27 protein-coding genes are annotated in these 21933 nt (G+C 56.9%); 21 read left to right on the forward strand and 6 right to left on the reverse strand.

Translation table 11 applies throughout. The annotated features are described in order from the left end of the window. Nucleotides 1–8: 8 nt before the first annotated feature. Together ED661_RS13105 and ED661_RS13110 are read right to left on the reverse strand one after the other, a co-directional pair. A complete protein-coding gene (locus ED661_RS13105; RefSeq protein ID WP_122074651.1) occupies nucleotides 9–1400 on the reverse strand; it encodes an aspartate aminotransferase family protein in 1392 nt (463 codons plus the stop codon). Nucleotides 1401–1465: 65 nt separating this feature from the next. Then, nucleotides 1466–2155 (reverse strand): GntR family transcriptional regulator, encoded by a 690-nt coding sequence (locus ED661_RS13110; RefSeq protein ID WP_122074652.1) that lies wholly within the window; start codon nucleotides 2153–2155, stop codon nucleotides 1466–1468. Between the two features lie 145 nt (nucleotides 2156–2300). Here ED661_RS13110 and ED661_RS13115 point away from each other — a divergent pair, with 145 nt between their 5' ends. The 5 genes from ED661_RS13115 (at nucleotide 2301) to ED661_RS13135 (ending at nucleotide 7648) form a co-directional block, all read left to right on the forward strand. Next, nucleotides 2301–3386, forward strand: coding sequence for a polyamine ABC transporter substrate-binding protein (locus ED661_RS13115; protein WP_122074653.1), 1086 nt, complete (start codon nucleotides 2301–2303; stop codon nucleotides 3384–3386). Nucleotides 3387–3508: 122 nt separating this feature from the next. After that, a complete protein-coding gene (locus ED661_RS13120) occupies nucleotides 3509–4636 on the forward strand; it encodes an ABC transporter ATP-binding protein (protein WP_122074371.1) in 1128 nt (375 codons plus the stop codon). After that, complete coding sequence (locus ED661_RS13125) at nucleotides 4636–5517, forward strand: ABC transporter permease subunit (protein WP_122074372.1); 882 nt, start codon at nucleotides 4636–4638, stop codon at nucleotides 5515–5517. The genes ED661_RS13120 and ED661_RS13125 overlap by 1 nt, the downstream gene beginning before the upstream one ends. Next, a complete protein-coding gene (locus ED661_RS13130) occupies nucleotides 5514–6329 on the forward strand; it encodes an ABC transporter permease (RefSeq protein ID WP_122074373.1) in 816 nt (271 codons plus the stop codon). Before ED661_RS13125 ends, ED661_RS13130 begins: the two co-directional genes overlap by 4 nt. Continuing rightward, entirely contained in the window at nucleotides 6329–7648 is a 1320-nt protein-coding gene (locus tag ED661_RS13135) for an FAD-binding oxidoreductase (RefSeq protein WP_174214182.1), read from the forward strand. The genes ED661_RS13130 and ED661_RS13135 overlap by 1 nt, the downstream gene beginning before the upstream one ends. Here the strand turns inward: ED661_RS13135 and ED661_RS13140 are convergent. The 3 genes from ED661_RS13140 to ED661_RS13150 all read right to left on the reverse strand — a co-directional run bounded on the left by ED661_RS13140 (nucleotide 7621) and on the right by ED661_RS13150 (nucleotide 10833). Then, a complete protein-coding gene (locus ED661_RS13140; protein ID WP_122074375.1) occupies nucleotides 7621–8433 on the reverse strand; it encodes a phosphotransferase in 813 nt (270 codons plus the stop codon). The two genes, ED661_RS13135 and ED661_RS13140, sit on opposite strands and share 28 nt — an antisense overlap. 135 nt (nucleotides 8434–8568) lie before the next feature. Then, on the reverse strand, nucleotides 8569–9276 hold the full coding sequence (locus tag ED661_RS13145; RefSeq protein WP_122074376.1) for a flagellar hook capping FlgD N-terminal domain-containing protein: 708 nt from the start codon (nucleotides 9274–9276) through the stop codon (nucleotides 8569–8571). 3 nt (nucleotides 9277–9279) lie between these two features. Beyond that, nucleotides 9280–10833: a flagellar hook-length control protein FliK gene (locus tag ED661_RS13150; RefSeq protein WP_162930132.1), complete on the reverse strand. Its 1554-nt coding sequence runs from the start codon at nucleotides 10831–10833 to the stop codon at nucleotides 9280–9282. Nucleotides 10834–11247: 414 nt separating this feature from the next. On the opposite strand from ED661_RS13150, the gene ED661_RS13155 reads away from it, so the two are divergent. From ED661_RS13155 to ED661_RS13180, 6 genes are all read left to right on the forward strand, one after another. Continuing rightward, entirely contained in the window at nucleotides 11248–11544 is a 297-nt protein-coding gene (locus ED661_RS13155) for a rod-binding protein (RefSeq protein WP_122074378.1), read from the forward strand. Next, nucleotides 11537–11917 carry a flagellar export chaperone FlgN gene (locus ED661_RS13160; RefSeq protein WP_174214183.1) on the forward strand — a complete coding sequence of 127 codons (381 nt, stop codon included), beginning with the start codon at nucleotides 11537–11539 and terminating at the stop codon, nucleotides 11915–11917. The genes ED661_RS13155 and ED661_RS13160 overlap by 8 nt, the downstream gene beginning before the upstream one ends. A gap of 223 nt (nucleotides 11918–12140) precedes the next feature. Next, nucleotides 12141–12947, forward strand: a complete 807-nt coding sequence (locus tag ED661_RS13165) for a flagellin (protein WP_122074379.1) — start codon at nucleotides 12141–12143, stop codon at nucleotides 12945–12947. Nucleotides 12948–13029: 82 nt separating this feature from the next. Next, nucleotides 13030–13401, forward strand: a complete 372-nt coding sequence (gene flaF / locus ED661_RS13170) for a flagellar biosynthesis regulator FlaF (RefSeq protein ID WP_122074380.1) — start codon at nucleotides 13030–13032, stop codon at nucleotides 13399–13401. A gap of 2 nt (nucleotides 13402–13403) precedes the next feature. Further along, entirely contained in the window at nucleotides 13404–13808 is a 405-nt protein-coding gene (gene flbT, locus ED661_RS13175) for a flagellar biosynthesis repressor FlbT (protein WP_122074381.1), read from the forward strand. Then, a complete protein-coding gene (locus tag ED661_RS13180) occupies nucleotides 13805–14596 on the forward strand; it encodes a DUF1217 domain-containing protein (RefSeq protein WP_122074382.1) in 792 nt (263 codons plus the stop codon). Before flbT ends, ED661_RS13180 begins: the two co-directional genes overlap by 4 nt. A 114-nt stretch (nucleotides 14597–14710) precedes the next feature. Here the strand turns inward: ED661_RS13180 and ED661_RS13185 are convergent, their stop codons facing one another. After that, nucleotides 14711–16039, reverse strand: coding sequence for a FliI/YscN family ATPase (locus ED661_RS13185; RefSeq protein WP_122074383.1), 1329 nt, complete (start codon nucleotides 16037–16039; stop codon nucleotides 14711–14713). Between the two features lie 88 nt (nucleotides 16040–16127). Here ED661_RS13185 and ED661_RS13190 point away from each other — a divergent pair, with 88 nt between their 5' ends. The 10 genes from ED661_RS13190 to ED661_RS13235 all read left to right on the forward strand — a co-directional run bounded on the left by ED661_RS13190 (nucleotide 16128) and on the right by ED661_RS13235 (nucleotide 21750). Next, a complete protein-coding gene (locus tag ED661_RS13190) occupies nucleotides 16128–16514 on the forward strand; it encodes a FlgB family protein (protein ID WP_122074655.1) in 387 nt (128 codons plus the stop codon). 13 nt (nucleotides 16515–16527) lie between these two features. Continuing rightward, on the forward strand, nucleotides 16528–16920 hold the full coding sequence (gene flgC / locus ED661_RS13195; protein ID WP_122074384.1) for a flagellar basal body rod protein FlgC: 393 nt from the start codon (nucleotides 16528–16530) through the stop codon (nucleotides 16918–16920). Nucleotides 16921–16943: 23 nt separating this feature from the next. Next, nucleotides 16944–17243 (forward strand): flagellar hook-basal body complex protein FliE, encoded by a 300-nt coding sequence (gene fliE / locus ED661_RS13200; protein ID WP_122074385.1) that lies wholly within the window; start codon nucleotides 16944–16946, stop codon nucleotides 17241–17243. Nucleotides 17244–17247: 4 nt separating this feature from the next. Beyond that, the gene (locus ED661_RS13205; protein ID WP_122074386.1) at nucleotides 17248–17520 is read left to right on the forward strand and encodes a flagellar biosynthetic protein FliQ; all 273 of its coding nucleotides are present in this window, start codon (nucleotides 17248–17250) and stop codon (nucleotides 17518–17520) included. After that, entirely contained in the window at nucleotides 17520–18236 is a 717-nt protein-coding gene (locus tag ED661_RS13210) for a flagellar hook-basal body complex protein (protein ID WP_122074387.1), read from the forward strand. Before ED661_RS13205 ends, ED661_RS13210 begins: the two co-directional genes overlap by 1 nt. Nucleotides 18237–18246: 10 nt before the next feature. Next, the gene (gene flgG, locus ED661_RS13215) at nucleotides 18247–19032 is read left to right on the forward strand and encodes a flagellar basal-body rod protein FlgG (protein WP_122074388.1); all 786 of its coding nucleotides are present in this window, start codon (nucleotides 18247–18249) and stop codon (nucleotides 19030–19032) included. Next, a complete protein-coding gene (gene flgA / locus ED661_RS13220) occupies nucleotides 19032–19448 on the forward strand; it encodes a flagellar basal body P-ring formation chaperone FlgA (protein ID WP_122074389.1) in 417 nt (138 codons plus the stop codon). Before flgG ends, flgA begins: the two co-directional genes overlap by 1 nt. Next, on the forward strand, nucleotides 19448–20188 hold the full coding sequence (gene flgH / locus ED661_RS13225; RefSeq protein WP_122074390.1) for a flagellar basal body L-ring protein FlgH: 741 nt from the start codon (nucleotides 19448–19450) through the stop codon (nucleotides 20186–20188). The genes flgA and flgH overlap by 1 nt, the downstream gene beginning before the upstream one ends. An 8-nt stretch (nucleotides 20189–20196) precedes the next feature. After that, the gene (locus tag ED661_RS13230; protein ID WP_122074391.1) at nucleotides 20197–20724 is read left to right on the forward strand and encodes a flagellar basal body-associated FliL family protein; all 528 of its coding nucleotides are present in this window, start codon (nucleotides 20197–20199) and stop codon (nucleotides 20722–20724) included. A gap of 315 nt (nucleotides 20725–21039) precedes the next feature. Continuing rightward, nucleotides 21040–21750 (forward strand): hypothetical protein, encoded by a 711-nt coding sequence (locus tag ED661_RS13235; RefSeq protein ID WP_122074392.1) that lies wholly within the window; start codon nucleotides 21040–21042, stop codon nucleotides 21748–21750. Nucleotides 21751–21933 lie beyond the last annotated feature (183 nt).

Here is a 21933-nt window from a genome sequence, read left to right on the forward strand (position 1 = left end):
CCTTCACATTACGCGCTGTGAAGCAGATCTTTTTCCAGCAAGATCGCGTAGCACTCATCCAAAGAGGTCCGGGCGCGGGCAATCAGCACATCAATTTCTTCGGGGGTGATCACCAGGGGCGGCGAGATAATCATCCGATCACCGACGTGACGCATGATCAGATTGTTGGCAAAGCAACGCTCGCGGCAGATAAACCCTACCGTTCCCGCATCAGCAAAGGCAGCCCGCGCCGCCTTATCGGGGGTCATGGCGATCGAGCCCATCATGCCGACGATCTTTGCCTCACCCACCAGCGGGTGATCCGCCAGTGATTCCCATTTCTCTTTCAGATAGGGGCCTGCCACATCCTGAACATGACCAACGACATTCTCTTCCTCGAGGATGCGCAGGTTCTCCAGCGCCACAGCTGAGGCCACGGGATGGCCGGAATAGGTATAGCCGTGGTTGAACTCATCCGAGCCAATAACAGCCGCCACCTCATCGCTGACAATCGAACCACCAATCGGCGCGTAGCCTGAGGACAGGCCCTTGGCGATGGTCATGATATCCGGGCGGATCCCCATGGTTTGCGAGCCAAACCAGTTGCCGGTGCGGCCAAAGCCACAGATGACTTCATCCGCGATCAGCAGGATCTCATACTTGTCGCAGATCCGCTGAATTTCGGGCCAATAGGTGGCAGGCGGCACGATAACACCCCCGGCGCCCTGGACAGGTTCCGCAATAAAGGCAGCAACCCGGTCCTCGCCCAGCTCCAGAATCGCCTCTTCCAGCTCTTGGGCGCGGGCCAGACCAAAATCATCCTCTGGGGTGTCGCCACCCTCGGCCCACCAATGCGGCTGGTTGATATGGTGAATATCGGGGATCGGCAGACCACCCTGCTCGTGCATCGCACTCATGCCACCCAGCGAACCACTGCCCACAGAGGAACCATGGTAGGCATTCTTGCGGCTGATGATGATGGATTTGGTCGGCTTGCCCTTGAGCGCCCAATAGTGCCGCACCATGCGGATATTGGTGTCATTGGCCTCAGAGCCGGAGCCCGCAAAGAACACATGGTTCAGATCACCCGGCGCCAGTTCGGCAATTTTTGCGGCCAGAGCAATGGCCGGCACATGGGTGGTTTGGAAGAAGGTGTTGTAATAGGGCAATTCGCGCATCTGGCGCGCAGCCACATCAGCCAGCTCGTCACGGCCATAGCCGATATTGACGCACCACAGACCCGCCATGGCATCGAGGATCTCGTTGCCCTCGCTATCAGTCAGGGTCACGCCCGTGGCACGGGTTATGACACGGGTGCCTTTTTCAGCCAACTCTCCGTTGGCAGTAAAAGGGTGCATGTGGTGGGCAGCATCCAAAGCCTGCAATTCGGCTGTGGGCATGTGATTGGTGATCGCGTTCATCAGGCAGACTCCATCAATGAGAGATTGCGCCCAGAATATGATCAAATTTCACCTTGTCAATCGAATCAGTTGGCGGCACCTAGCCCCTGACTCACCTGCTCCATGCCCTGCTCGACGTCTTTTTGCATCGCCAGCGCGACTTTTTCTGGCTCCCCGCGACGCATGGCCTCGATGATGTCCTTGTGCCGGTCCGGAAAGCTCTGGGTGCCAAAGCGACCACAGACCACCCGCAGGGATGGGCCAAAGCGCAGCCAAAGCCGGTCCGCAAGATCCGCCATGATGGGCGCATTCGCACAGGCATAGAGCTCGGAATGGAAGCTGTAGTTCTGCACCAGATAGCCCGCGACATCCCCGGCAGATATGGCCCGATCCAAGGCAATATCAATCGCCTCCAACCGAGCAATCTGCACCGCATTCATGCGCAGTGACGCCCGGCGTGCCAGCTCAGACTCTATTGTTTTTCTTACAAAACTTAGCTCATCTATGTCGTCAGAGCTGAGCACAGGCACAGAGACTCGCCGGTTGCCTTGAAACATCAAAGCCCCGTCCGAAATCAACCTGCGAATGGCCTCGCGCACAGGGGTCATACCCGCCCCTAAGGACTCGGTCAGTCCTTGAATGGTCACTGCCTGCCCCGGTGCCAGTTCCCCAAACAATATCTGCGCACGCATCTGTTGATAGACGGTCTCATGAGCAGGTAATTTGGGCCCGTCTTCGGGCGTGGCCTGGCCTGTCTGAGCTGCTGAATTGGTCACCGACACTTGCAATTATCCTCCTAAATTTTGGGCAGCTTGCACGAAGTTCTGCCCAGTGGAAACATAAACAGTATTGCCGAATGAACAAAAACTTGATCAAATCCAGCTCAGCCGGGCCAACACCGGTACCCACAGGGAGATTTTCATGACACTCAAAATGATGACAACGACCGCCATCGTCGCCTTGCTCGGCTCTGTCGCCATGGCTGAAGAAGTACGCGTCTACAACTGGTCCGACTACATTGATGAATCGCTGCTGGAAAAATTCGAAGCAGAAACCGGTATCAAACTGATCTATGACGTTTTTGACAGCAACGAAGTCCTGCAGACCAAAATGCTGGCGGGTGGCTCGGGCTACGACGTCGTTGTGCCAACCGGTTCCTTCATGGCGCGCCAGATTCAGGCTGGCGCTTTCCAGAAGCTGAACAAGGATGCGCTGCCCAATCTGGCAAACATGTGGGACGCCATTGAGGCCCGCACTGGTCTCTATGATCCCGGCAATGATTATTCCATCAACTACATGTGGGGCACCACTGGTCTGGGCTCCAATGTGGCCAAGGTTCAAGAAGCCCTGGGCGCAGATGCCCCTATCAACTCTCTGGACCTGGTCTTCAATCCCGCCAACATGGAAAAGCTCGCCGAATGTGGCGTCTACTTCCTGGATGCCCCGGATGAGATGATCCCGGCGGCGCTGAAATACATCGGCGAAGACCCCAACAGCATGGACCCCGATGTGATCGCCAAGGCCGAACCCGTTCTTGCTGCCGTGCGCCCCTACATCAAAAAATTCCACAGCTCTGAATACATCAACGCGCTGGCAAATGGCGATATCTGCGTCGCCTTTGGCTGGTCCGGCGACATCCTGCAGGCGCGCGACCGTGCAGCAGAAGCCGATAATGGCGTCACCATCGAATACAATGCGCCCAAGGAAGGCGCGCTGATGTGGTTTGACCAGATGACCATTCCTGTGGATGCACCAAACCCCGAGGGTGCACATAAGTTCCTAAACTTCATCATGGATGCCAACAACATGGCCGCGGCGTCGAACTACGTCTATTACGCCAATGGCAACAAGGCGAGCCAGGAGTTCCTGGAAGAAGATGTGATCGGTGATCCGGCCATCTATCCTGACGCTGCAACTGTGGAAAACCTCTATATCAAAGAGGCCTATCCACCCAAGGTTCAGCGCCGCGCCACCCGCATGTGGACCAAGATCAAATCAGGCACCTGATACTCAGGATCCTGAACCGGCGGGGCGCATGAGCGCCCTGCCCTTTGCTTATATGCACAAATTTCCAGAGCCCAGGCGCGCCTTTTCGGCCCTGCGCCTTTGGAACCTGCGGGGGAAGCTGCTTGACCATTCCTGAATTCGAACCCTGGAACGATCCCGAGGCCAAGCCCTTGATCCAGTTTCAGAACGTCACCAAACGATTTGGCGACTTCACGGCGATCGACGATCTGACCATCGGCATTTACGAAAAAGAGTTCTTTGCGCTTTTGGGCCCCTCGGGCTGTGGCAAGACCACCATGATGCGCATGCTTGCCGGATTTGAGACCCCCACCGAAGGGGCAATTTTCCTCGCCGGTCAGGATATGGCGCCGGTGCCCCCGAACAAACGCGCCACCAATATGATGTTCCAGTCCTATGCGCTGTTTCCGCATCTCAGCATCTGGGAGAACATCGCCTTTGGTTTGAAACGCGAAAAGATGCCCAAAGCTGACATTGACGACCGCGTTGACGAAATGCTGCGCCTGACCCGGCTGGAGAAGTTTGCCAGCCGCAAACCGCATCAGATCTCGGGCGGACAGCGGCAGAGGGTGGCCTTGGCGCGCTCGCTGGCGAAACACCCCAAACTCTTGTTGCTGGATGAGCCCCTGGGGGCGCTGGACAAAAAGCTGCGGCAGGAAACCCAGTTTGAACTGATGGATATTCAGGAAAAAACCGGCACCACCTTTGTTATCGTGACCCATGATCAGGAAGAGGCGATGACCGTCGCCAGCCGCGTTGCGGTGATGGACCATGGCAAGATCATTCAGGTCGCCACCCCGGATCGGATCTATGAAACGCCCAATTCCGTCTACGTCGCTGACTTTATCGGCGAAGTGAATATCATCGACGGCACCGCTACACCAAATGGCGAAGACAGCTATTCTGTCGCCTGGAAAGACGGACAAGCGCCGCTGAACGTAAAGTCCCCAACTAGCTTTTCCGACGGTCAGAGCTGCCACCTGGCGATCCGCCCGGAAAAGGTCACCATCAATGCTGAAAAACCCACCGGGGTTGATAATGCGGTTGAAGGTAAGATCCTCGATATCGCCTATCTCGGCAATCTGTCGACCTACCATGTCGAATTGCCCTCTGGCGCGGTGATCAAGGCGCAAAGCGCCAATACCCGCCGCATCTCACGTCGTGCTTTCACTTGGGAAGACACTGTCTGGCTGTCCTGGACCGCCACGGCAGGCGTTCTCTTGGCGACATAATGCGCCGCTTTTCCCTGATCGCCGTTCCCTATATATGGCTTTTGGTGCTGTTTCTGGTGCCCTTTGTCATCGTGCTGAAGATCTCGCTCTCCGACTATGCGATTTCGATCCCGCCCTACATCCCGCAGTTTGACCCCGACAGCGGCATCGGCGCCCTGCTGGCAAAGCTGGATTTTGAAAACTTCGTCTGGCTCACCGAGGACGACCTTTACTGGAAGGCCTATCTCAGCTCGCTGAAGATTGCCGTGATCTCGACCTTTCTGACCCTGCTGGTCGGCTACCCCATGGCCTATGCCATGGCCCGCGCACCGCAGGAATGGCGGGCCAGCCTGATGATGCTGGTGATTCTGCCCTTCTGGACCAGCTTTCTGATCCGGGTTTACGCCTGGATGGGGATTCTGTCGAAAGAGGGTTTCCTGAACCAGTTCCTAATCTGGACCGGGGTGATTTCAGAGCCGCTGACCATTCTGAACACCAACACGGCCGTCTATATCGGCATCGTCTATACCTATCTGCCCTTCATGATCCTGCCAATCTACGCGGCGCTTGAACGGCTGGATGAATCCCTCATCGAGGCCGCCGAAGATCTGGGCTGCTCCCGCCTGACGGCCTTTTGGCTGGTGACGATCCCCCTGTCCAAAACCGGCATCATTGCTGGCTGCTTCCTGGTCTTCATCCCGGTACTGGGTGAATTTGTTATCCCGTCCCTTCTGGGTGGGTCCGACACGCTGATGATTGGCAAGGTCCTGTGGGAAGAGTTCTTCTCCAACCAGGATTGGCCCGTGGCCTCGGCTGTGGCTGTGGTGCTCTTGCTGCTCCTGATCATTCCCATCGTGCTGTTCCAGCGCAATCAGCAAAAACAAGAGGAGGCCGAACAATGAAACGGATGAGTTGGTTCAATACCGTCTCGCTGACGCTTGGCTTTGCCTTCCTCTATGTGCCGATGCTGATCCTGGTGATCTACAGTTTCAATGAAAGCAAACTGGTCACCGTCTGGGCTGGATTCTCGACCAAATGGTATGGCGAGCTGATCCAGAACGAGGCCTTCCTCAATGCCGCTTGGGTGACGATCAAAGTGGCGGTGATGTCATCGACGATTGCCACGGTTCTGGGCACAATGGCCGCCTATGTGCTGGTGCGCGGGGGGCGTTTTATGGGGCGCACTCTGTTCTCCGGCATGATCTACGCGCCTCTGGTGATGCCCGAAGTCATCACCGGCCTGTCGCTGCTGTTGCTGTTCATCGGCATTGGTCTGGATCGTGGCGTGCTGACCATCGTTCTGGCCCATACCACCTTTTCCATGTGCTATGTCTCGGTGGTGGTGTCCTCGCGGCTGGTCACCTTTGACAAATCCCTGGAAGAGGCCGCGCTGGATCTGGGATGCTCCGCCTCTGAAGCCTTCCGGCTGGTTACCCTGCCAATCATTGCACCTGCAGTGATTTCGGGCTGGCTGTTGGCCTTTACCCTATCGCTGGATGATCTGGTCATTGCCTCGTTTACCTCGGGCCCTGCCGCCACAACATTGCCGATCAAGATCTACTCGGCGGTGCGACTGGGGGTTTCGCCTGAAATCAATGCGCTCTCGACCTTGATGATCGCTGTTGTCACCATCGGCGTCATCAGTGCCTCCCTGGTCAACAAACGCCAAGTCGTGCGGCAACAGCGCGAAGAAAAAGCGGCAGAGCGCAGCTGATGCGGAGGATCTTTTCCGACTACGCCTATGGTCCCGGCCCCCGCGACAATTGCTGGTGGGACGAGACCATAGAGGCGCCAATCTGGCCCGAACAACGTGGCGAGATGCAGGTTGATGTGGCGATCATCGGCGGTGGCTTTACCGGGCTGTCTGCGGCGCTGCATCTGGCCGAAAGTGGCGCCAGCGTTGCCGTTCTGGAAGCAGAAACCCCCGGCTGGGGCGCTTCCGGGCGCAATGGCGGTTTCTGCTGCCTGGGGGGCTCCAAGCTCTCGACCAAGGCGATGCTGCGCAAATACGGCGAAGAGGCCACCCGGACCTATGCGGAAGGCGAAGAGGCCGCCGTGCACCTGGTGGCGGAGTTGTTGCAAAAGCACCAAATCGAGGCAGACACTCATTCACGCGGGGAGACCGTTCTGGCCCATAGCCCGCGGGCTTTGAAGCAGATGAAGCAGCAAGTTGACCATATCAGTGCTGCAGGTGAGGAAGTGGCGTTTCACAGCAAGGCGGAACTTGCCTCTGTCGGGATGAACGGGTCGTTTTTTGGTGCAATGACCACTCCCGTCGGCTTTGGTCTGAACCCACGCAAATATCTGTTTGGCCTCGCAGGTGCGGCGGCATCCGCAGGGGCCAAACTGTTCCAACACAGCCCAGCGCTTAAAATTGCCAAGGCGGGCGGGCAACAGATCGTCACCACCCCCAAGGGCAAGGTGCGCAGCGCCAAGGTGGTGATTGCCACCAATGGCTACTCCTCTGATGACCTGCCCGAATGGCTGGCCGCGCGCTATATGCCAACCCAATCCAGCGCCATGGTGACCCGCCCGCTGAGCGACGCAGAGCTACAGGCCCAGGGCTGGTTCAGCGATCAAATGGCCTATGACAGCCGCAATATGCTGCATTACTTTCGCCTGATGCCCGACCGGCGCTTCCTGTTTGGCATGCGGGGCGGGCTGTTTGCCTCCCCCCGTGTAGAAGCCGGTATCCGCCGCAAACTGCGGAGTGATTTTGAACAGCTCTTCCCGGCCTGGCGCGAGGTCGAAAGCACCCATACCTGGTCTGGTATGGTCTGCTTGTCGCGCAATCTTGTGCCCTTTGTTGGGGCGATTCCCAATAATCCCGGGCTGTTTGCCGGGCTGTGTTATCACGGCAATGGCGTCGCCATGGGCAGCTATGCCGGGCGGGTGTTGGCGGATCTGGTCCAGGGTCGCTCCCCCGATCTGCCCTATTCTGAGGTCATGCAGGGCATGTCCCGCTTTCCCTTTGGCCGCGCAAGGCGCATCGTCATGCCGCCGGCCTATGCCCTGTTGGGGCTGATGGACTGACCCATGGCTGCCAGCTCCAGATCAAAGGCCTGTCGGTCCTGCGGATTGCCCCGCGCACAGCGCCACAGGCAATAGGCCACCATACGCCAATGGAACCAGGGCTTTAGGGCCAGGTAGCGCCCAACCACGCGCGGATCGGGATAGGCGGATAAAAATGCCTCCTCCTCGGGCTGTGACAACACGGCGCCCCGATAAAGAAACTGCATGGCTGGCGAAAGAAACAGCGCCAGATCCTCGCTTGGGTCCCCCATCTGCGGGCATTGCCAGTCGATCAGGGTCAGGGTGCCATCATGCGCCAAGAGATTTCCCGGCACCGGATCCCCGTGAATCAGTGACAGCTGCGGCAAAGGGGGCACCTGACCGATCGGACGCATCTCGCCTATCTGCGCGGCCAAATCAGGTTCTGCGGTGCATTGGTCGAGAATCGCCTTCCCCTGCGTCTCGAGGGCGGCACTGCCGTTGACGCCCCTCGGCAGGCCCCTGAATTCAGGTTGGTCGTGCAACCGCCCCAACAGTTGGGCCACATGGCCACTGTCCTGCTGCCAGGGCGCGCCGGTGATATGATCGTAGATCAGCCAGTTGTGGCCCTCAAACTGGCCCGCGCCTTGCAGCGGGGGTACCATTCCCGTACCGGACAGCGCCGCCAGCGCTGCCGCTTCCCGCGCCGGGTCATTGGCAAACAAGGGGTTGTCCCCCTGCCCCAGGTAGAGCTTTACCACCCTGTCGTCACTGCGCCAGACCCGGTTGGAGCGCCCTCCTTGCAACGGCAAGGGCGCAGCGGCCATCAGCCCCTGCGCCTTAAGCGATTGAAAAAACCGCTGATCAAAATCTGGATCCAGGTCTTGCAGGGCCTCATTCTCCGGTCGATGCTGCTCCGATGATGGAGAGCAACATCTCTAGACCCTGCGGCGGCCTTTGGATCAAGCCTCTTCTTGGTCCACCTGGTCCGCTTGTTCCGCGCTCGGGTCGCGCAACGCGGTCACAGAAGTCGCCAGAATCGCAAAGCCGGTCTCGTTGATCAAAACCACATCAGTGCCTGCCAATTGGGTTTCCTGCACGGTGGTATAGACCTCCGCCATTTCTGTCAGGACAACTTCATCATCCACCGAACTTTCGACGAGGAAAGTATAGTCGCCTGCCGGAACAGTATCACCGCTGAAATTGGTTCCGTCCCAATTATAGGGCTCCGCACTGACTGGAAGCGAAATCCGATTGACCTCATCTCCATCTGCATTTCGGACCACCAGAGTGACCTCATCTGCTGCAGCTGCAGGGTTGGGGGACACATTGATTGGGGTGGTGCCGTCAAATTTCGCCGCTGTGGCTGCGCGCACCTCCATGCCCACCCAGCCAGTCAGGGCTGCCATGTTGCCCAGGCCCAGCTGTTCCAGTGCCGAGCCAAGGTTGTCATTGGTCAGAACCTGCTGTTCGACCATCGAGAATTCTGCCAGCTGCGAGGCATATTCGGTATTGTCCATCGGTTCAGTTGGATCCTGGTATTTCGCCTGCGCCGTCAGAAGCTTGATAAAGGTATCAAAATCAGATGTCAGTTTGGTGCCACTGCCGGTAGCAGAACTCTGTCTGGTGGTTGCCGCTGTTGGAGTGGTGGAAGATACTTCGGTTGTCATTGGTTAGACCCTCATGTCCACGCCGGCATTTCCAAGCCGGAGATGTTGTACCTGTGTTTCTGCCAGCTCAGCCGAGGTCAGATCATCCAGGCCATCGGCACCGGATGTGCCGCTGCCGGACTGGCTGTCGCCTTCGCTACTGGTATTGCCGCCCGAGGCGCCGCCACCGCTGAATTCAAAAGAAACGTTTGTGAAACCCATCTTGCGGAACTCGTCCGCCAGCTCATGGATATGGCGACGCATCAAATCGCCAGTTTCCGACCGTTCGGTTTGGATAACCACGGTGATTCCCGTCTCGCTGGTGGAGACCCGCATCTTGACCCGGCCCAATTCCTCTGGGTTCAAAGCCACATCAACGTTGCGATCTCCCTTGGCGACAATGGCTTCGGCCAATTGCACCGCAACCAAACGCGGCGTTTCGGGGCGATGCACCGTTCCCGGCTGCACGACCGCTTCAGTCAGAAGCTGTGACAGGCCCGGCAGATCTGATGGGAGCTCGGAGTTGAACAGTTGTGCCTCTGCACCCTGGCCAGCGGCACCCGAGGCATCCCCGGCAAGAACCTGGGCCGCAAAGGCCTGTTGAACGGCGCTGATCTGCGCGGCGGCGGCTGCCGATTTGTTGGCGGCCGTAGGTGTTGCATTGCCGGACACCACGGCCTGGGTTTCACTTGATTCGCGCGCCCGGCCCTCTGCCCGGCGACCCGGCTCAGAACTTGTCGTGCTGCGGGATTGACCTGCAATTGCCGCCATGACCTCGGCTGCAGAACTCGCTGTTTTGGTGGTTGCCGCTGACTCGGGGCCATCTGCAGCGGTATCTGCCGCTACCTCCTCCGTCGGCGCAGAGGCTGTCAGGGTGGCGTCATCTGCCTTGGATGCCTGTGACATCGGGAAAGCATTGGTGGCGGCAATACGTGTATCACCCGGGCGCGAACCACGATCCTGCTGTTGTGGTGCAGTCGTTGGTGCCACCTGCGGTCTATCCTGCTCCAGTGCGTCAACTTGTACCTGATCTAGGGCTTTCACCTCACCCGCATTCTGGGAGGTTGCTGGTGTCTGTGTTGTTGCTGAGGCTTCTGTCTTGGCGGGAATTGTACCGGCTGCACCTGCCGCGGCCTGCGTAACCGCCGTGGGTTGAACAGACCCGCGCGGGTCGGGCGCAATATCCCCGTCACCACCCGCGGTCATAGAATCCGGGGCTGCTTCTGCAAGGGTCAAAGGTGCTGCGGATTTCTCCTCCGCGGCGTCCCCGGCGACTGCCTGAGGCCCGCCACTGCGTCCAGTCTTACCCGTCGCGTCTGAGGTCTGAGAGTTACCAGCACCCTTTGCCGTCTCCGGCTTAAGATCAGCATCCTGACGCGCTGCTACAGGCGGAACCTCTGTTGTCTGTACTGCGCCCTCTGTTTCGGCAGATGGGGCAGCGTCAGCGCTCGAAGCATTCTGCGAAGCATCTGTCTCACCGGCATCTGTTGGCTCTTCGATCTGGGCACTCATCTCGCCCTGCGTCGCGCCAAATTCAGCACCGGTTTCAGCCGTCGTGGCCCCCTCTTTGGAAGGCACTGCTTTTGCGCCATCCTCTGCAGTTCTGACAACAGAGGATTTAGCAGCCCTGGAACGGCTTTGATCAGTCTCTTTGGGGTTTTCCTTGGTTTCCTGCCGCTCAGCCGCTTTGTCAGGCTGGTTCGACCGCTCTTTTTCAGAGACAGACTTCGCCTGATCTCTTTTGGCACGATCTTGTATGTGCTCAGAGAAGCTTCGATTCGCTTGGCGGCTTTCTGTTGCCTTGGCGCTAGCTGGGTCCGCAGCGCCTGTGCGCATCTGACCAAAGAGTACATTTGTAAGCATTAGGATTCCAGACATTCTATCTCGACGCCCCCAGCTCTAGAGCAAAGCGGTTACGGTAATTTTAACTGCTCCTGAGGCATTCTCTGAAAAATCAAACAAATCTGAATTAAAACTGGAGAAAGGTGCAGGATGCCCAATCTAACAACAGTTCATCAGGCGGCGACAGCGCCGCCCAAGCTTCAGGCAGCCACGCAGGATGATGCAATTCGCGATGCTGCAAAACAGCTAGAAGCTTCTTTTCTAACGGAAATGTTGAAATCTGCGGGGCTTGGAAAAAGCCGCGAAGGTCTAGGTGGCGGTGGCGAGGGTGAAGACCAGTTCAGCAGCTTTCTTGTCCGGGCCCAGGCCGAACAAATTACCGAAGCCGGCGGCATTGGCCTCGCCGAATCGCTTTATCACGCAATGAAGGATTCCTCTAATGACTGATCAGAAAACACAATTGAACCACCAGAACCCCCAAAGCCTCATTGATGAGCTGGATGAGATTCTGGATCAGGAACGCAGCGCATTGGTGCGCGGTGAACTGGACAAAATTGAAGCACTGCTTGCCCGCAAAGAGCCACTCATTGCGCAGCTCAATACAATTGACTCTCTTGAACGCGCGGCCCTGTCCCAGGTTCAGACCAAGGTGTCGCGCAATCAGGAACTTCTCAACAGCGCCATGGAAGGCATCCGTGGCGTCGCCACGCGCATGGCAGAGCTGCGCCGGGTGAAAAAGGGCCTGGATGTCTACGACCGCGCAGGACGCAAGGCACGCTACGGCACAACCATGGGCCAACGTCTGGAGAAGCGGAGCTAAGCCACGCCACCCAAGTCGCGCCAGGGTTTAGTAAAATTCTACAGATTGTAGATTTCAACATTAGCACTCCCTTAGCAACTTTCACCGCAATGTCTCCTTGCATCTCATCACTGAGGTGGCGCGAAAGCCGATAGGCCAACGCACTGTCAGAAAGACGCTAAACGCCCTTCGGGGCAGGGAAAAATTAGAGACCAAAGTGTCTCGATCGCTAAAGGAAAATACTATGACCAGCATTCTGACAAACAGTGGCGCAATGGTTGCTCTCCAGACTCTGTCTGCAGTGAACAGCAGCCTGGACGAGTCTCAGACCCAGATCTCCACTGGTAAACGAGTGAATGGCGCCAAAGACAACTCTGCGGTTTGGGCGATTTCCAAGAACATGGAATCGGACATCTCCGCTTATGAGTCGGTTCAGGACAGCCTCGATTTTGGTGCCGCGACCGTTGGTGTTGCTTCCGCCGGTATGGAGCAGATCGTTGAGACACTGAAGGACATGCGTGATCTTGTGGTTTCGGGTGTATCTCAGAACGTCGACCATGCACAGATCGAAGCAGACCTGGCGAACAAGCGTGACACCATCCAGTCGATCATCGACTCGGCGTCGTTCAACGGTGCAAACCTGCTCGAATCGGGCACAACCACGCAGCTCGATGTTTTGGGTGGCCTGGATTCTTCCGCACCGATCACCGTTACTGCAGTTGATTCCAACACCGATATCATTGGTGCGATGACTGCAACCCTGACTGATGCCAACGCTGACACCGTCATGACCGAAATCGAAACAGCACTGGCCAGCGCTATTGGCCATGCGGCGACATTCGGTGCTGCGGACAACCGTCTGACGGATCAGAAAGAGTTTGTGAGCAAGCTGACCGACTCGATGAAAACTGGTGTATCGGCCATGACCGATACCAACATGGAAGAAGCATCTGCCCGCCTGAAGGCGCTGCAGACGCAGCAGCAGCTGGCTGTCCAGTCGCTGACCATTGCCAACCAGAACCCATCGACACTGCAGCAGCTGTTCCGTTAACAGCCTGATCCGGGGCGCTTTTAGCGCCCCGGAGACCTTATCGTTTCAGAGAATCTGATGGAATAGTACGTTAGGAAAATACGTGAATGCCTTAAGCAAAGCGCGAAGCGCTTATTCAGCGGTGAAATCCCCGATCCGAACAACCAAAGATATGGAATACGAGACCATCGCGCATGTGACCCGCAAGATGATTGTTGCCGCAAGGCGCGGAAAAGGTGGATTTTCAGAACTGGCACAGGCCCTGAATGACAACAACAAGCTGTGGAGAATATTTGCCACGGACTTGGCCTCGGTCGATAATCCACTGCCGCAAGATCTGAAAACCGATCTGAGCGATTTGGCTACCTTCACGCGTCAACACACCAGCAAAGTACTGCAGCGCAAAGCCCATGTGGGACCGCTGGTGGAAATCAACACGGCCATCATGCGTGGCCTTCGCAGCGGAGCAACTTAATTATGAGCGGACTGGTCCTAAAACTTGCGCCCAAAGAGCGTGTCCTGGTCAATGGCGCTGTCATTGAAAACGGTGACCGCCGTAGCAGACTGTCCATTGTGACTCCTGACGCAAATATTCTGCGTCTTCGCGACGCAATCCATCCCGAAGAAGCAAACACCCCGGTGCGCCGTGTGTGCTATGCAATGCAACTGATTTTGACCGGCGACACCGATCCAGAGGAAGAACGCCTTCCGATGCTGCGCCGGATTGAAGAACTGAGCCAGGTTTTCACTGATCCGGACAGCCGCGCATCATTGGCCGAGGCCACGGATGCCTTTCTTCAGGACAACTACTACCGCTGCCTCAAATCGTTGCGCGCCCTGATGCCACGTGAAGATCGTCTGTTAGCTGTGCGTCCGTCATGAGCTTCCAACCCATCATACCCATCTCAGGTATCGGCGGTTGGAACTTTCTGCAGTCTACCTACGATAAACAGTTAGACTCCTTCTCCAAAAGCCCAGTGTTGCAACGCGACACTGAGTATTTTGAAGAAAACATCGGCAATGTTAAAACGGTTGATGATCTGGTCAACGATCGTCGCCTGCTATCTGTTGCACTCGGGGCCTTTGGCCTCGAGGACCAAGTAGACTTTAAAGGCTTGGTAAAAAAAGTTTTGCAAGAGGGCTCCACCGCTGATGATGCCCTTGCAGGCAAGCTGGGTGACGACCGTTGGGTGAGCTTTACTGAAACCTTTGGCTTTGGCCCAGGTGAAACAGTGAAAACCGGCGATGCCGCTGCGATGAAGAACCTGTCGGAGACCTACAAAGTGCAGTCCTTCGAGACCGCTGTCGGTGAGCAAGACAATTCCATGCGCGTCGCCATGTATTCTCAGCGCGAGATACAAGTCTTGGCTGAAGATGGTACCAGTACCGACACAAAATGGTTCAACGTGATGGGGCAGCCCGCCATTCGCGAGATGTTTGAGATAGCGCTTGGCTTGCCCACCAGCATGGGACAGGCGGATTTGGACACTCAGCTGGTCAATTTCAAAGACCGAGCAAAAGCGATGTTTGGCACTGACGACATTTCGGTCTTTGCGGAGCCGGAAAATATGGAGCGTCTGGTTAATGTTTATCTGGCGCGCTCTGAGATCGCAGAATTCAACGCATCAAATTCCGCTGGTGCAACGGCCTTGATGCTGCTGCAATCCTAGCGCAGCGTCCCCGAAACAAAAGGCGCCTGCCGGATATCCCGGCGGGCGCCTTTGTCATTTTCACCGACTGACCTTTGCAATGAGTCGCAAACCTGGGATGAGCAGTACCGCCCTTTAGCGCCCTTTTCCGGCGCGGCGTAGCATCAGTTGCAAGCGGCTGAAGCTGTTGCTCACACCCTGTGGGTCTTCCTTGCCAAAGAATGCATCCAGCTCTGGCCAGATCTTCACCGCCTGATCCAACACCGCATCATTGCCTTCGGAATACAGACCGGCGCGGATCATCACTTCTGACTGCTCATAAGAGCCCAGGAACTTACGCACCTCCAGAATGGCCGCATTCTCTTCCGCAGTTGCTGCCGCTGGCAGGCTCCGCGAGACCGAGCGCGAAACATCAACCGCCGGGAACCGGCCCCGCTCAGCGATCTCCCGGTTCAACACGATATGCCCGTCCAGAACACCACGCAGAATGTCTGCGATGGGCTCATCCATGTCAGAGCCCGCCACCAGGACGCTGAACACCGCGGTGATATCCCCCTGCCCCTCAGAGCCAGGGCCGGCACGCTCACAAAGCCCGGTAATCAGGGGTGTCACAGAGGGGGGGAAACCACGCAACGAGGGTGCCTCGCCAGAGGCCGCAGAGATTTCACGATGGGCTTCGGCAAAACGCGTTACCGAGTCGGCCATGAACAGCACATTTTTGCCCTGATCGCGGAAATGTTCCGCAATGGTCATCGCCGCCCAGGCGCTGCGACGACGCACCAGCGCCGATTGGTCCGAAGTGGCGGCAACAACAACGGCCCGTTTCATGCCTTCCGGCCCCAAAACATCTTCGACAAAGTGATTTACTTCGCGCCCACGTTCGCCAATCAGCGCCATGACCACCACATCGGCCTGCATAAATTGCGCCATTTTTGCGAGCAATGTCGATTTACCAACACCGGAACCCGCAAAAAGACCAATACGCTGGCCCTGAACGATGGGGAGAATCGTATTGAACACCGACAGCCCGGTGTCCAGACGGGCGCCCATATGGCGCCGTCCGGCCGCTTTGGGAGGTGGCGCCATCAAGTCACGGGCCTTTTCTCCGCGCAGCAAAGGGCGCCCGTCCAGGGGCTCGCCAAAGGGATCAATGACCCGTCCGATCCAGTTGTCCCCAGGCGCAAAATCTGGCGCAGGCATAAGTTTCACCCGGTCATTTATCGCCACACGATCTGGTGCGCGATCAGGTAACATGCTGATTTTATTATCACTAATCTTCAGAACTTCGCCGTGCAATTCATCGTTCGGTCCTCGAACGAGTATCAGGCGATCGCCGATTCTGGCTTCGCGTTCCAGGCCGGATATTTCGATCTCTCCGCCGGAAATACCGCTGACGCGTCCGGTAGAAGTTGCCAGTTTCTTACTGGCGATTTGTTCAGTCAAAGCTTTCAGCTCTGGAATCATGGCCTGAGGCCTCCAACTAGTTCCTGAAACAATTTCTAAAGGAATCAGGGTTAAGCCTTGATTGAAATTGATCGAGGGAGAAGCCCCGGTGTTCACCGAACTGAACGTTTTTAAAATCGCATATTCGATGGCCAGCCACGCCGGCAAGCGTCAGGCTTTGGTCTCTGAAAACATCGCAAACGCCGATACCCCTGGCTATCACGCCAAGGATATCAAACCTTTTAAAGAGGTCTATGCCGCCGGGGCACGCCCTGGTGATATGGTGGCCTCTCGCGGGTCGCATCTGAACGGCATTCATGGGTCCAACATGGATTGGGCAGTAACCACTTCAGCTGACGGCACTGATCCCAATGACAACTCCGTCTCGATCGAAACCGAGATCCTCAACGGGGTTGAGGTCAAGCGCCAGCATGACCGGGCGCTCGCCATCTATAAAACATCAATGAATATTCTGCGCACCAGTCTTGGGCGCTAAGGAGGCATGAGCAATGAGTGAATTTTCCAGTTCCCTGAGTGTGACCGCCAGCGGCCTGAAGGCACAGGCCACCCGTCTGCGGCACGTTTCCGAAAACATTTCCAACGCCGATACCCCAGGCTACCGCCGCAAGAGCGTACCTTTTGAGGCCGCACGCGATCTGGAAAATGATGTCGAGCAGGTCAGGACCGGCCGCGTCGTACTGGATCGCAGCGACCTGGAGAACGTCTATGACCCCTCGCATCCGCTGGCGGATGACAGCGGCCATTACCAGGGCTCGAACGTCGATCTGATGATCGAGATTGCCGACGCCCGTGAGGCGCAGCGCAGCTATGACGCCAACCTGAAAATGTTTGAACAAACCCGCGGAATGTCATCCTCGCTGATGGACCTGCTGAGAAAATAACCTAACCCCCGAGGAGATCCAGAATGGATATTCGCTCTATCACTTCCGCCGCTGGTGGCTATGCCGCCGCCCGTCCCGCCACAAAGGTGGACCCGGACTTTCACGGTGCCAGCGCCACCGATCAGCTGCGCTCCAGCTTTGCCAGCTTTGCCAATACCATGCAGGTGGGTGAGCAGACTGCCGTACAGTCGATGACAGGCGACAGCGATCCCCATGCGCTGGTTCAGGCTCTGGCACAGACAGAGCTGGCGGTTGAGACCGCAGTGACCGTGCGCAACAAGGTTGTCGAAGCCTATCAAGAAATCCTGCGGATGCCGGTCTAAGCCAATGATGAGCGAAGGCCAATTCTACGACACGCTGCGACAGGCTCTCTGGGCTGGGGTGACCATGTCATCGCCGATCCTGGCGGTGGCTTTGATCGTCGGCCTAGCCATTGGCCTGTTCCAGGCCCTGACATCCGTACAGGAAATGACCCTGACCTTTGTGCCCAAACTGGCGGCCATTGTCGTCGTGTTCTGGATGTCGATGGGATTCATGACCCAAACACTGGTGGCCTTTTTCAACGGCCATATTATTCCGCTAATCGCAGGAGTTTCGTGATGGAAACCGCAGGCTACGCAACCCTCTCCCGGCAAACCGGTTTGATGCGCGAAATGCGTGTGGTGGCGAATAACATCGCCAACTCTGCCACCACCGGCTACCGCTCCGAGGGGCTGATTTTTTCTGAATTTGTTCAATCCGCTCCGGGTCAGCAATCGCTGTCGATGGCACGGGCAAATATTTTCAACACCTCGATGGAACAGGGGCAGCTGACCCAGACCGGGGGCTCCTTTGATTTTGCCATCGAAGGCGACGCCTACTTTATGATCGAAACCCCTCTGGGGGAACGTCTGACCCGCTCTGGCGCCTTCTCTCCCAATGCCGAGGGCGATCTGGTGACCATGGATGGCCACAGGGTTCTGGATGCGGGCCGCGCGCCGGTTTTTATTCCGGGCACTGCTGAATCCATCCATGTCGGTGCAGATGGCACCATCACTGCCGATGGCAACACCGTGGGCCAAATCGGGTTGTTCCAGCCCGACGAAGAAACCACCCTGATGCGTGAAGACGGGGTGATGTTCCGCGCCGAGGGGGAAGTCGTCGAAGCTGAGACCGCCAAGATGGTGCAGGGGTTTCTGGAAGGATCCAACGTCAATGCGATCACCCAGGTGACCCGCATGATCGAAATCCAGCGCGCCTATGAAATGGGCCAGAGCTTTCTGGAAACAGAAGACAAGCGCATCCGCAACGCCATTGAAAAACTGATTAAGACATAGGAGATCACCGATGCGTGCCCTTAAAATCGCCGCAACTGGTATGAGTGCGCAGCAGCTGCGTGTTGAAACCATCGCGAACAACCTCGCCAATATGAATACCACCGCCTACAATCCACGCCGTGCCGAATTTGCTGATCTGCACTACCAGCAGGTTACCCGCGCCGGTACGGTGAATGCCTCTGATGGCACCATCCTGCCAACCGGTGTTCAGGTGGGTCTGGGTGTCCGTCCTTCGGCCATTTCCGTACATCTGCAACAGGGCCCTCTGGAGCAGACAGGCAGCGATCTGGATGTCGCCATTGAAGGCAAAGGCTACCTCGAAGTCACCCTGCCCTCGGGGCAAAGCGGCTATACCCGCGATGGTGCGCTCAAGCGCTCGGCTGAGGGTCTGATCGTCACCTCCGATGGTCTTGCTGTGGCGCCGGATGTGACCGTCCCTGACGACGCGCTCAGCATCTCGATCAATGCCTCCGGTGAGATCTATGCCTATTTTGAAGAGACCGCGGAGGGTCAGCTGCTGGGCCAGTTCAACCTTGCCAGCTTTACCAACCCCAAGGGTCTGGAGGCGATTGGCGGCAATCTCTTCACCGAGACCGAAGCCTCTGGCGCGCCCAATGTGTCGACCGCAGGCGAAGATGGACTTGGCACATTCCGCCAGGGCTATCTCGAGGGCAGCTCTGTTGATTCGGTGCGCGAAGTCACCGAGTTGATCGAAGCCCAGCGTGGCTATGAAATGAACTCCAAAGTCATCTCTGCCGTCGATCAGATGATGTCTGCCACCACACAGATCCGCTAATGAAACACATTCTCGCCCTTCTCATCGCACTGACAGCCCAGACCGCCTGGGCCGAAATTCTGGTGCCTCTGCGGACCATTCGTGCCAAGGAGATCATCCTCGCCACCGATCTGACCTTCAAACAGGTCAATGTGGCAGGCGCCTTGTCCGATGCAAACGAAGTGGTGGGAATGGAAGCCCGTGTGCCGCTGTATCCCGGTCGCCCCATGCGTCCCGGCGATATCGGCCCACCCGCCATCATCGACCGAAACGACCTTGTTACACTCGCCTTTCGCCGCAACGGGCTAACCATCATGGCAGAGGGACGCGCCCTGGGACGCGGATCTGAGGGCGAATGGATCAAGGTTATGAACTTGGCTTCACGGAGCACCGTGACCGGGCGTGTAAACGCAGATGGGTCAGTAGAGGTAAAATAATGAACAAGAAATCGATTGCCACCAAACTTGCGCTGACCGGCCTGGTCTTACTGGGGGCCTGCGCCCGTATGGATCATCTCGGCAAGCCGCCGACCCTGTCGGAATCGACCGAGTCGCCGGAACATGTTGCCATGCTGTGGCAGGGTCTGCCGACTGAGGTTCAGAATCAGCGCGCCGTAGACGGCGCCTCGCTGTGGAGCGGCTCGCAAAACTCGCTTCTGGGGGATCGTCGCGCGGTGAACAGAGGTGATATCCTCACTGTTGTCATTGAATTTGATGAAGAGGCCGAGATTTCCAACGGCACCAGCCGGTCGCGTTCCAGCGCCGAAAGCATGGGTGTCCCCCAGCTGTTCGGCCTGCCACAGCGCATCGACGGCAAACTCCCCGAAGGGGCCTCGATGGCAAACGCCGTTGATCTGAGCGGCGCCAGCAGCTCCAAAGGCAACGGATCGGTCAAACGGAACGAAAAACTGGAAATGCGCGTCGCCGCAACGGTGGTTGATGTTCTGCCCAATGGGGTGCTTGCCATCAGCGGCAAACAGGAGGTCCGGGTGAACTTCGAACTGCGTGAGCTTCTGGTCTCGGGCTATGTGCGCCCGCAGGATATCAGCCGCCAGAACCAGATCACCTATGACAAGATCGCCTCGGCGCGGATCTCCTATGGTGGCCGTGGTCAGATCACCGATGTGCAACAACCGCGATACGGCCAGCAGGTGCTGGACGCGATCCTACCATTCTGAGGTGAGCCATGATCGCTAAATTACTTCCAGTTATCTTGCTAGTCGTCGGCACTGCCGCCGGGATTGGCGCGGGCCTCATGCTCGCTCCCGCTCCTGAGCCCAAGATGGAACATGCCTCGGGCGACAACATGGGCGATGACATCGATCACGCTGATGATGCTGAGGACCACGCAGAAGATGACACCGGTGAGGATGGGCTTGGCCCCGATCCTGACCGGGAATACATCAAGATCGCCAACCAGTTTGTGATCCCGGTGGTGGAGCGCGAAAACCTCTCCTCGCTGGTGGTAATCGCGCTGAGCCTGGAGGCCAAAGCCGGCATGGGGGACAAGATCCACCTGTACGAGCCCAAGCTGCGCGACGCCTTTTTGCAGGTGCTGTTTGATCACGCCAATATGGGGGGATTTCGCGGCGCCTTCACCCGCTCTGATGTTCTCAACCCGCTGCGCACAGCCCTCCGCGAGGCCGCGCAAAAAGAATTGGGCAAAGGTGTCTATGATGTCCTGATCGTCGAGATCTCGCGCCAGGACGTCTAAACGCGGACTAAAATCCAAATGCTTCAACGGGCCTGCTCTCTCCAGCAGGCCCGTTGAAGCATTTGGGTCATGCACCTCCTCTGCGGCTTCCCACTGTACCCTGAAAATAGGTTTGAGCTGCAAGCGGCGGACAGTTGCCGAATGCGAAGCCTGTGCATGGAAAGGTGCGGGATTAACTGTGCTGATCGGTTGACGGTTAACGAGTTCGGAAATACACCCATCGCGCGAGTGGGTGCTTAAGTATCCGTTTTTATTTGTAGTTAGTACGATCGTGCATTTCTGTATGGTCGTCAAAAGTGATGAACGTAACAAATCATGAAAAAAATCCTTACCTTAACCGCTGTGCTCATGACATGCGCTCAATGTATGCAGGCAGAAGCCAACGATACCGCAGTGATCCCATCAGCGCATGCCTTGGAGCAGCAACTCGCCGGTAGACGAATGGCGAGCGATGACATGCCAAAGGGCTCGTTTCTGAACTTTCTGGACGGTGGCATCTTGAAAGAGGAAAATCGCGGCCGCCCAGACGAATTGGCGAAATGGGAAGTTAAGGGACAAACTGTTTGTTTGGAGAACGAACGTCGGCGCTCCTGTGCTGATGTGGTCAAATTCACCGACACCGAACTGGTTTTACGTGTCCCAAGTGGGAGCGAGGATGGTCAGCTTTGGGAAGGGTATTTTATCAATGAAACTGGCATGCCTTTACGCGACGTGATCGCGTTCGATGGGAAGCTTGCCCGAACTCTGCATGGCCGGACCATTACTGCGGAAGACGCTAAGGGAAAGACGATATGGGGCTTTGATGCCAAGGGCACGGTGACGATAGAAGCTTTTGATGCCTCCGGCTTTCCGTTTCCAGGCGGTTCGGCGTCATACGATTCAAAAGAAGACGATCTATGCATCACTCCCGAAAACAATAAGGTCGTTTGTATGCGTGTGAAAATCTCAGGTAACAACGTGAAAATGATACCGTTGATCGATGGTGTTCTTCAGGAAAAAGAGGCCATGGCAGGCATCATCAATTAAGCTGAGCTAGCCTAGGTTTCAAGTTGCGGTGACATCAGTGTCTTTAGATGACCTGTGTCACCGCAGCTCAAATCCGTTCCAATCCTGGTCTGTGTTTCTGTGGATTAAACATTTGATCAACGGAGGTTTTGCAGCTCGACGATCGACGTTTGTTACCAGAGCTCTTGCTGCAATCAGTATTCA

The sequence above is a fragment of the Pseudophaeobacter sp. EL27 genome (genome assembly GCF_900313025.1).
Classification (GTDB): domain Bacteria; phylum Pseudomonadota; class Alphaproteobacteria; order Rhodobacterales; family Rhodobacteraceae; genus Pseudophaeobacter.

Coding starts and splice junctions, on each gene's coding strand:
- ED661_RS13105 (WP_122074651.1), bottom strand. CDS start 1,400: ATGAACGCGATCACCAATCACATGCCCACAGCCGAATTGCAGGCTTTG.
- ED661_RS13115 (WP_122074653.1), top strand. CDS start 2,301: ATGACACTCAAAATGATGACAACGACCGCCATCGTCGCCTTGCTCGGC.
- ED661_RS13125 (WP_122074372.1), top strand. CDS start 4,636: ATGCGCCGCTTTTCCCTGATCGCCGTTCCCTATATATGGCTTTTGGTG.
- ED661_RS13130 (WP_122074373.1), top strand. CDS start 5,514: ATGAAACGGATGAGTTGGTTCAATACCGTCTCGCTGACGCTTGGCTTT.
- ED661_RS13135 (WP_174214182.1), top strand. CDS start 6,329: ATGCGGAGGATCTTTTCCGACTACGCCTATGGTCCCGGCCCCCGCGAC.
- ED661_RS13140 (WP_122074375.1), bottom strand. CDS start 8,433: ATGGCCGCTGCGCCCTTGCCGTTGCAAGGAGGGCGCTCCAACCGGGTC.
- ED661_RS13145 (WP_122074376.1), bottom strand. CDS start 9,276: ATGACAACCGAAGTATCTTCCACCACTCCAACAGCGGCAACCACCAGA.
- ED661_RS13155 (WP_122074378.1), top strand. CDS start 11,248: ATGCCCAATCTAACAACAGTTCATCAGGCGGCGACAGCGCCGCCCAAG.
- ED661_RS13160 (WP_174214183.1), top strand. CDS start 11,537: ATGACTGATCAGAAAACACAATTGAACCACCAGAACCCCCAAAGCCTC.
- ED661_RS13165 (WP_122074379.1), top strand. CDS start 12,141: ATGACCAGCATTCTGACAAACAGTGGCGCAATGGTTGCTCTCCAGACT.
- flbT (WP_122074381.1), top strand. CDS start 13,404: ATGAGCGGACTGGTCCTAAAACTTGCGCCCAAAGAGCGTGTCCTGGTC.
- ED661_RS13180 (WP_122074382.1), top strand. CDS start 13,805: ATGAGCTTCCAACCCATCATACCCATCTCAGGTATCGGCGGTTGGAAC.
- ED661_RS13185 (WP_122074383.1), bottom strand. CDS start 16,039: ATGATTCCAGAGCTGAAAGCTTTGACTGAACAAATCGCCAGTAAGAAA.
- flgC (WP_122074384.1), top strand. CDS start 16,528: ATGAGTGAATTTTCCAGTTCCCTGAGTGTGACCGCCAGCGGCCTGAAG.
- fliE (WP_122074385.1), top strand. CDS start 16,944: ATGGATATTCGCTCTATCACTTCCGCCGCTGGTGGCTATGCCGCCGCC.
- ED661_RS13205 (WP_122074386.1), top strand. CDS start 17,248: ATGATGAGCGAAGGCCAATTCTACGACACGCTGCGACAGGCTCTCTGG.
- ED661_RS13210 (WP_122074387.1), top strand. CDS start 17,520: ATGGAAACCGCAGGCTACGCAACCCTCTCCCGGCAAACCGGTTTGATG.
- flgG (WP_122074388.1), top strand. CDS start 18,247: ATGCGTGCCCTTAAAATCGCCGCAACTGGTATGAGTGCGCAGCAGCTG.
- flgA (WP_122074389.1), top strand. CDS start 19,032: ATGAAACACATTCTCGCCCTTCTCATCGCACTGACAGCCCAGACCGCC.
- flgH (WP_122074390.1), top strand. CDS start 19,448: ATGAACAAGAAATCGATTGCCACCAAACTTGCGCTGACCGGCCTGGTC.
- ED661_RS13230 (WP_122074391.1), top strand. CDS start 20,197: ATGATCGCTAAATTACTTCCAGTTATCTTGCTAGTCGTCGGCACTGCC.
- ED661_RS13235 (WP_122074392.1), top strand. CDS start 21,040: ATGAAAAAAATCCTTACCTTAACCGCTGTGCTCATGACATGCGCTCAA.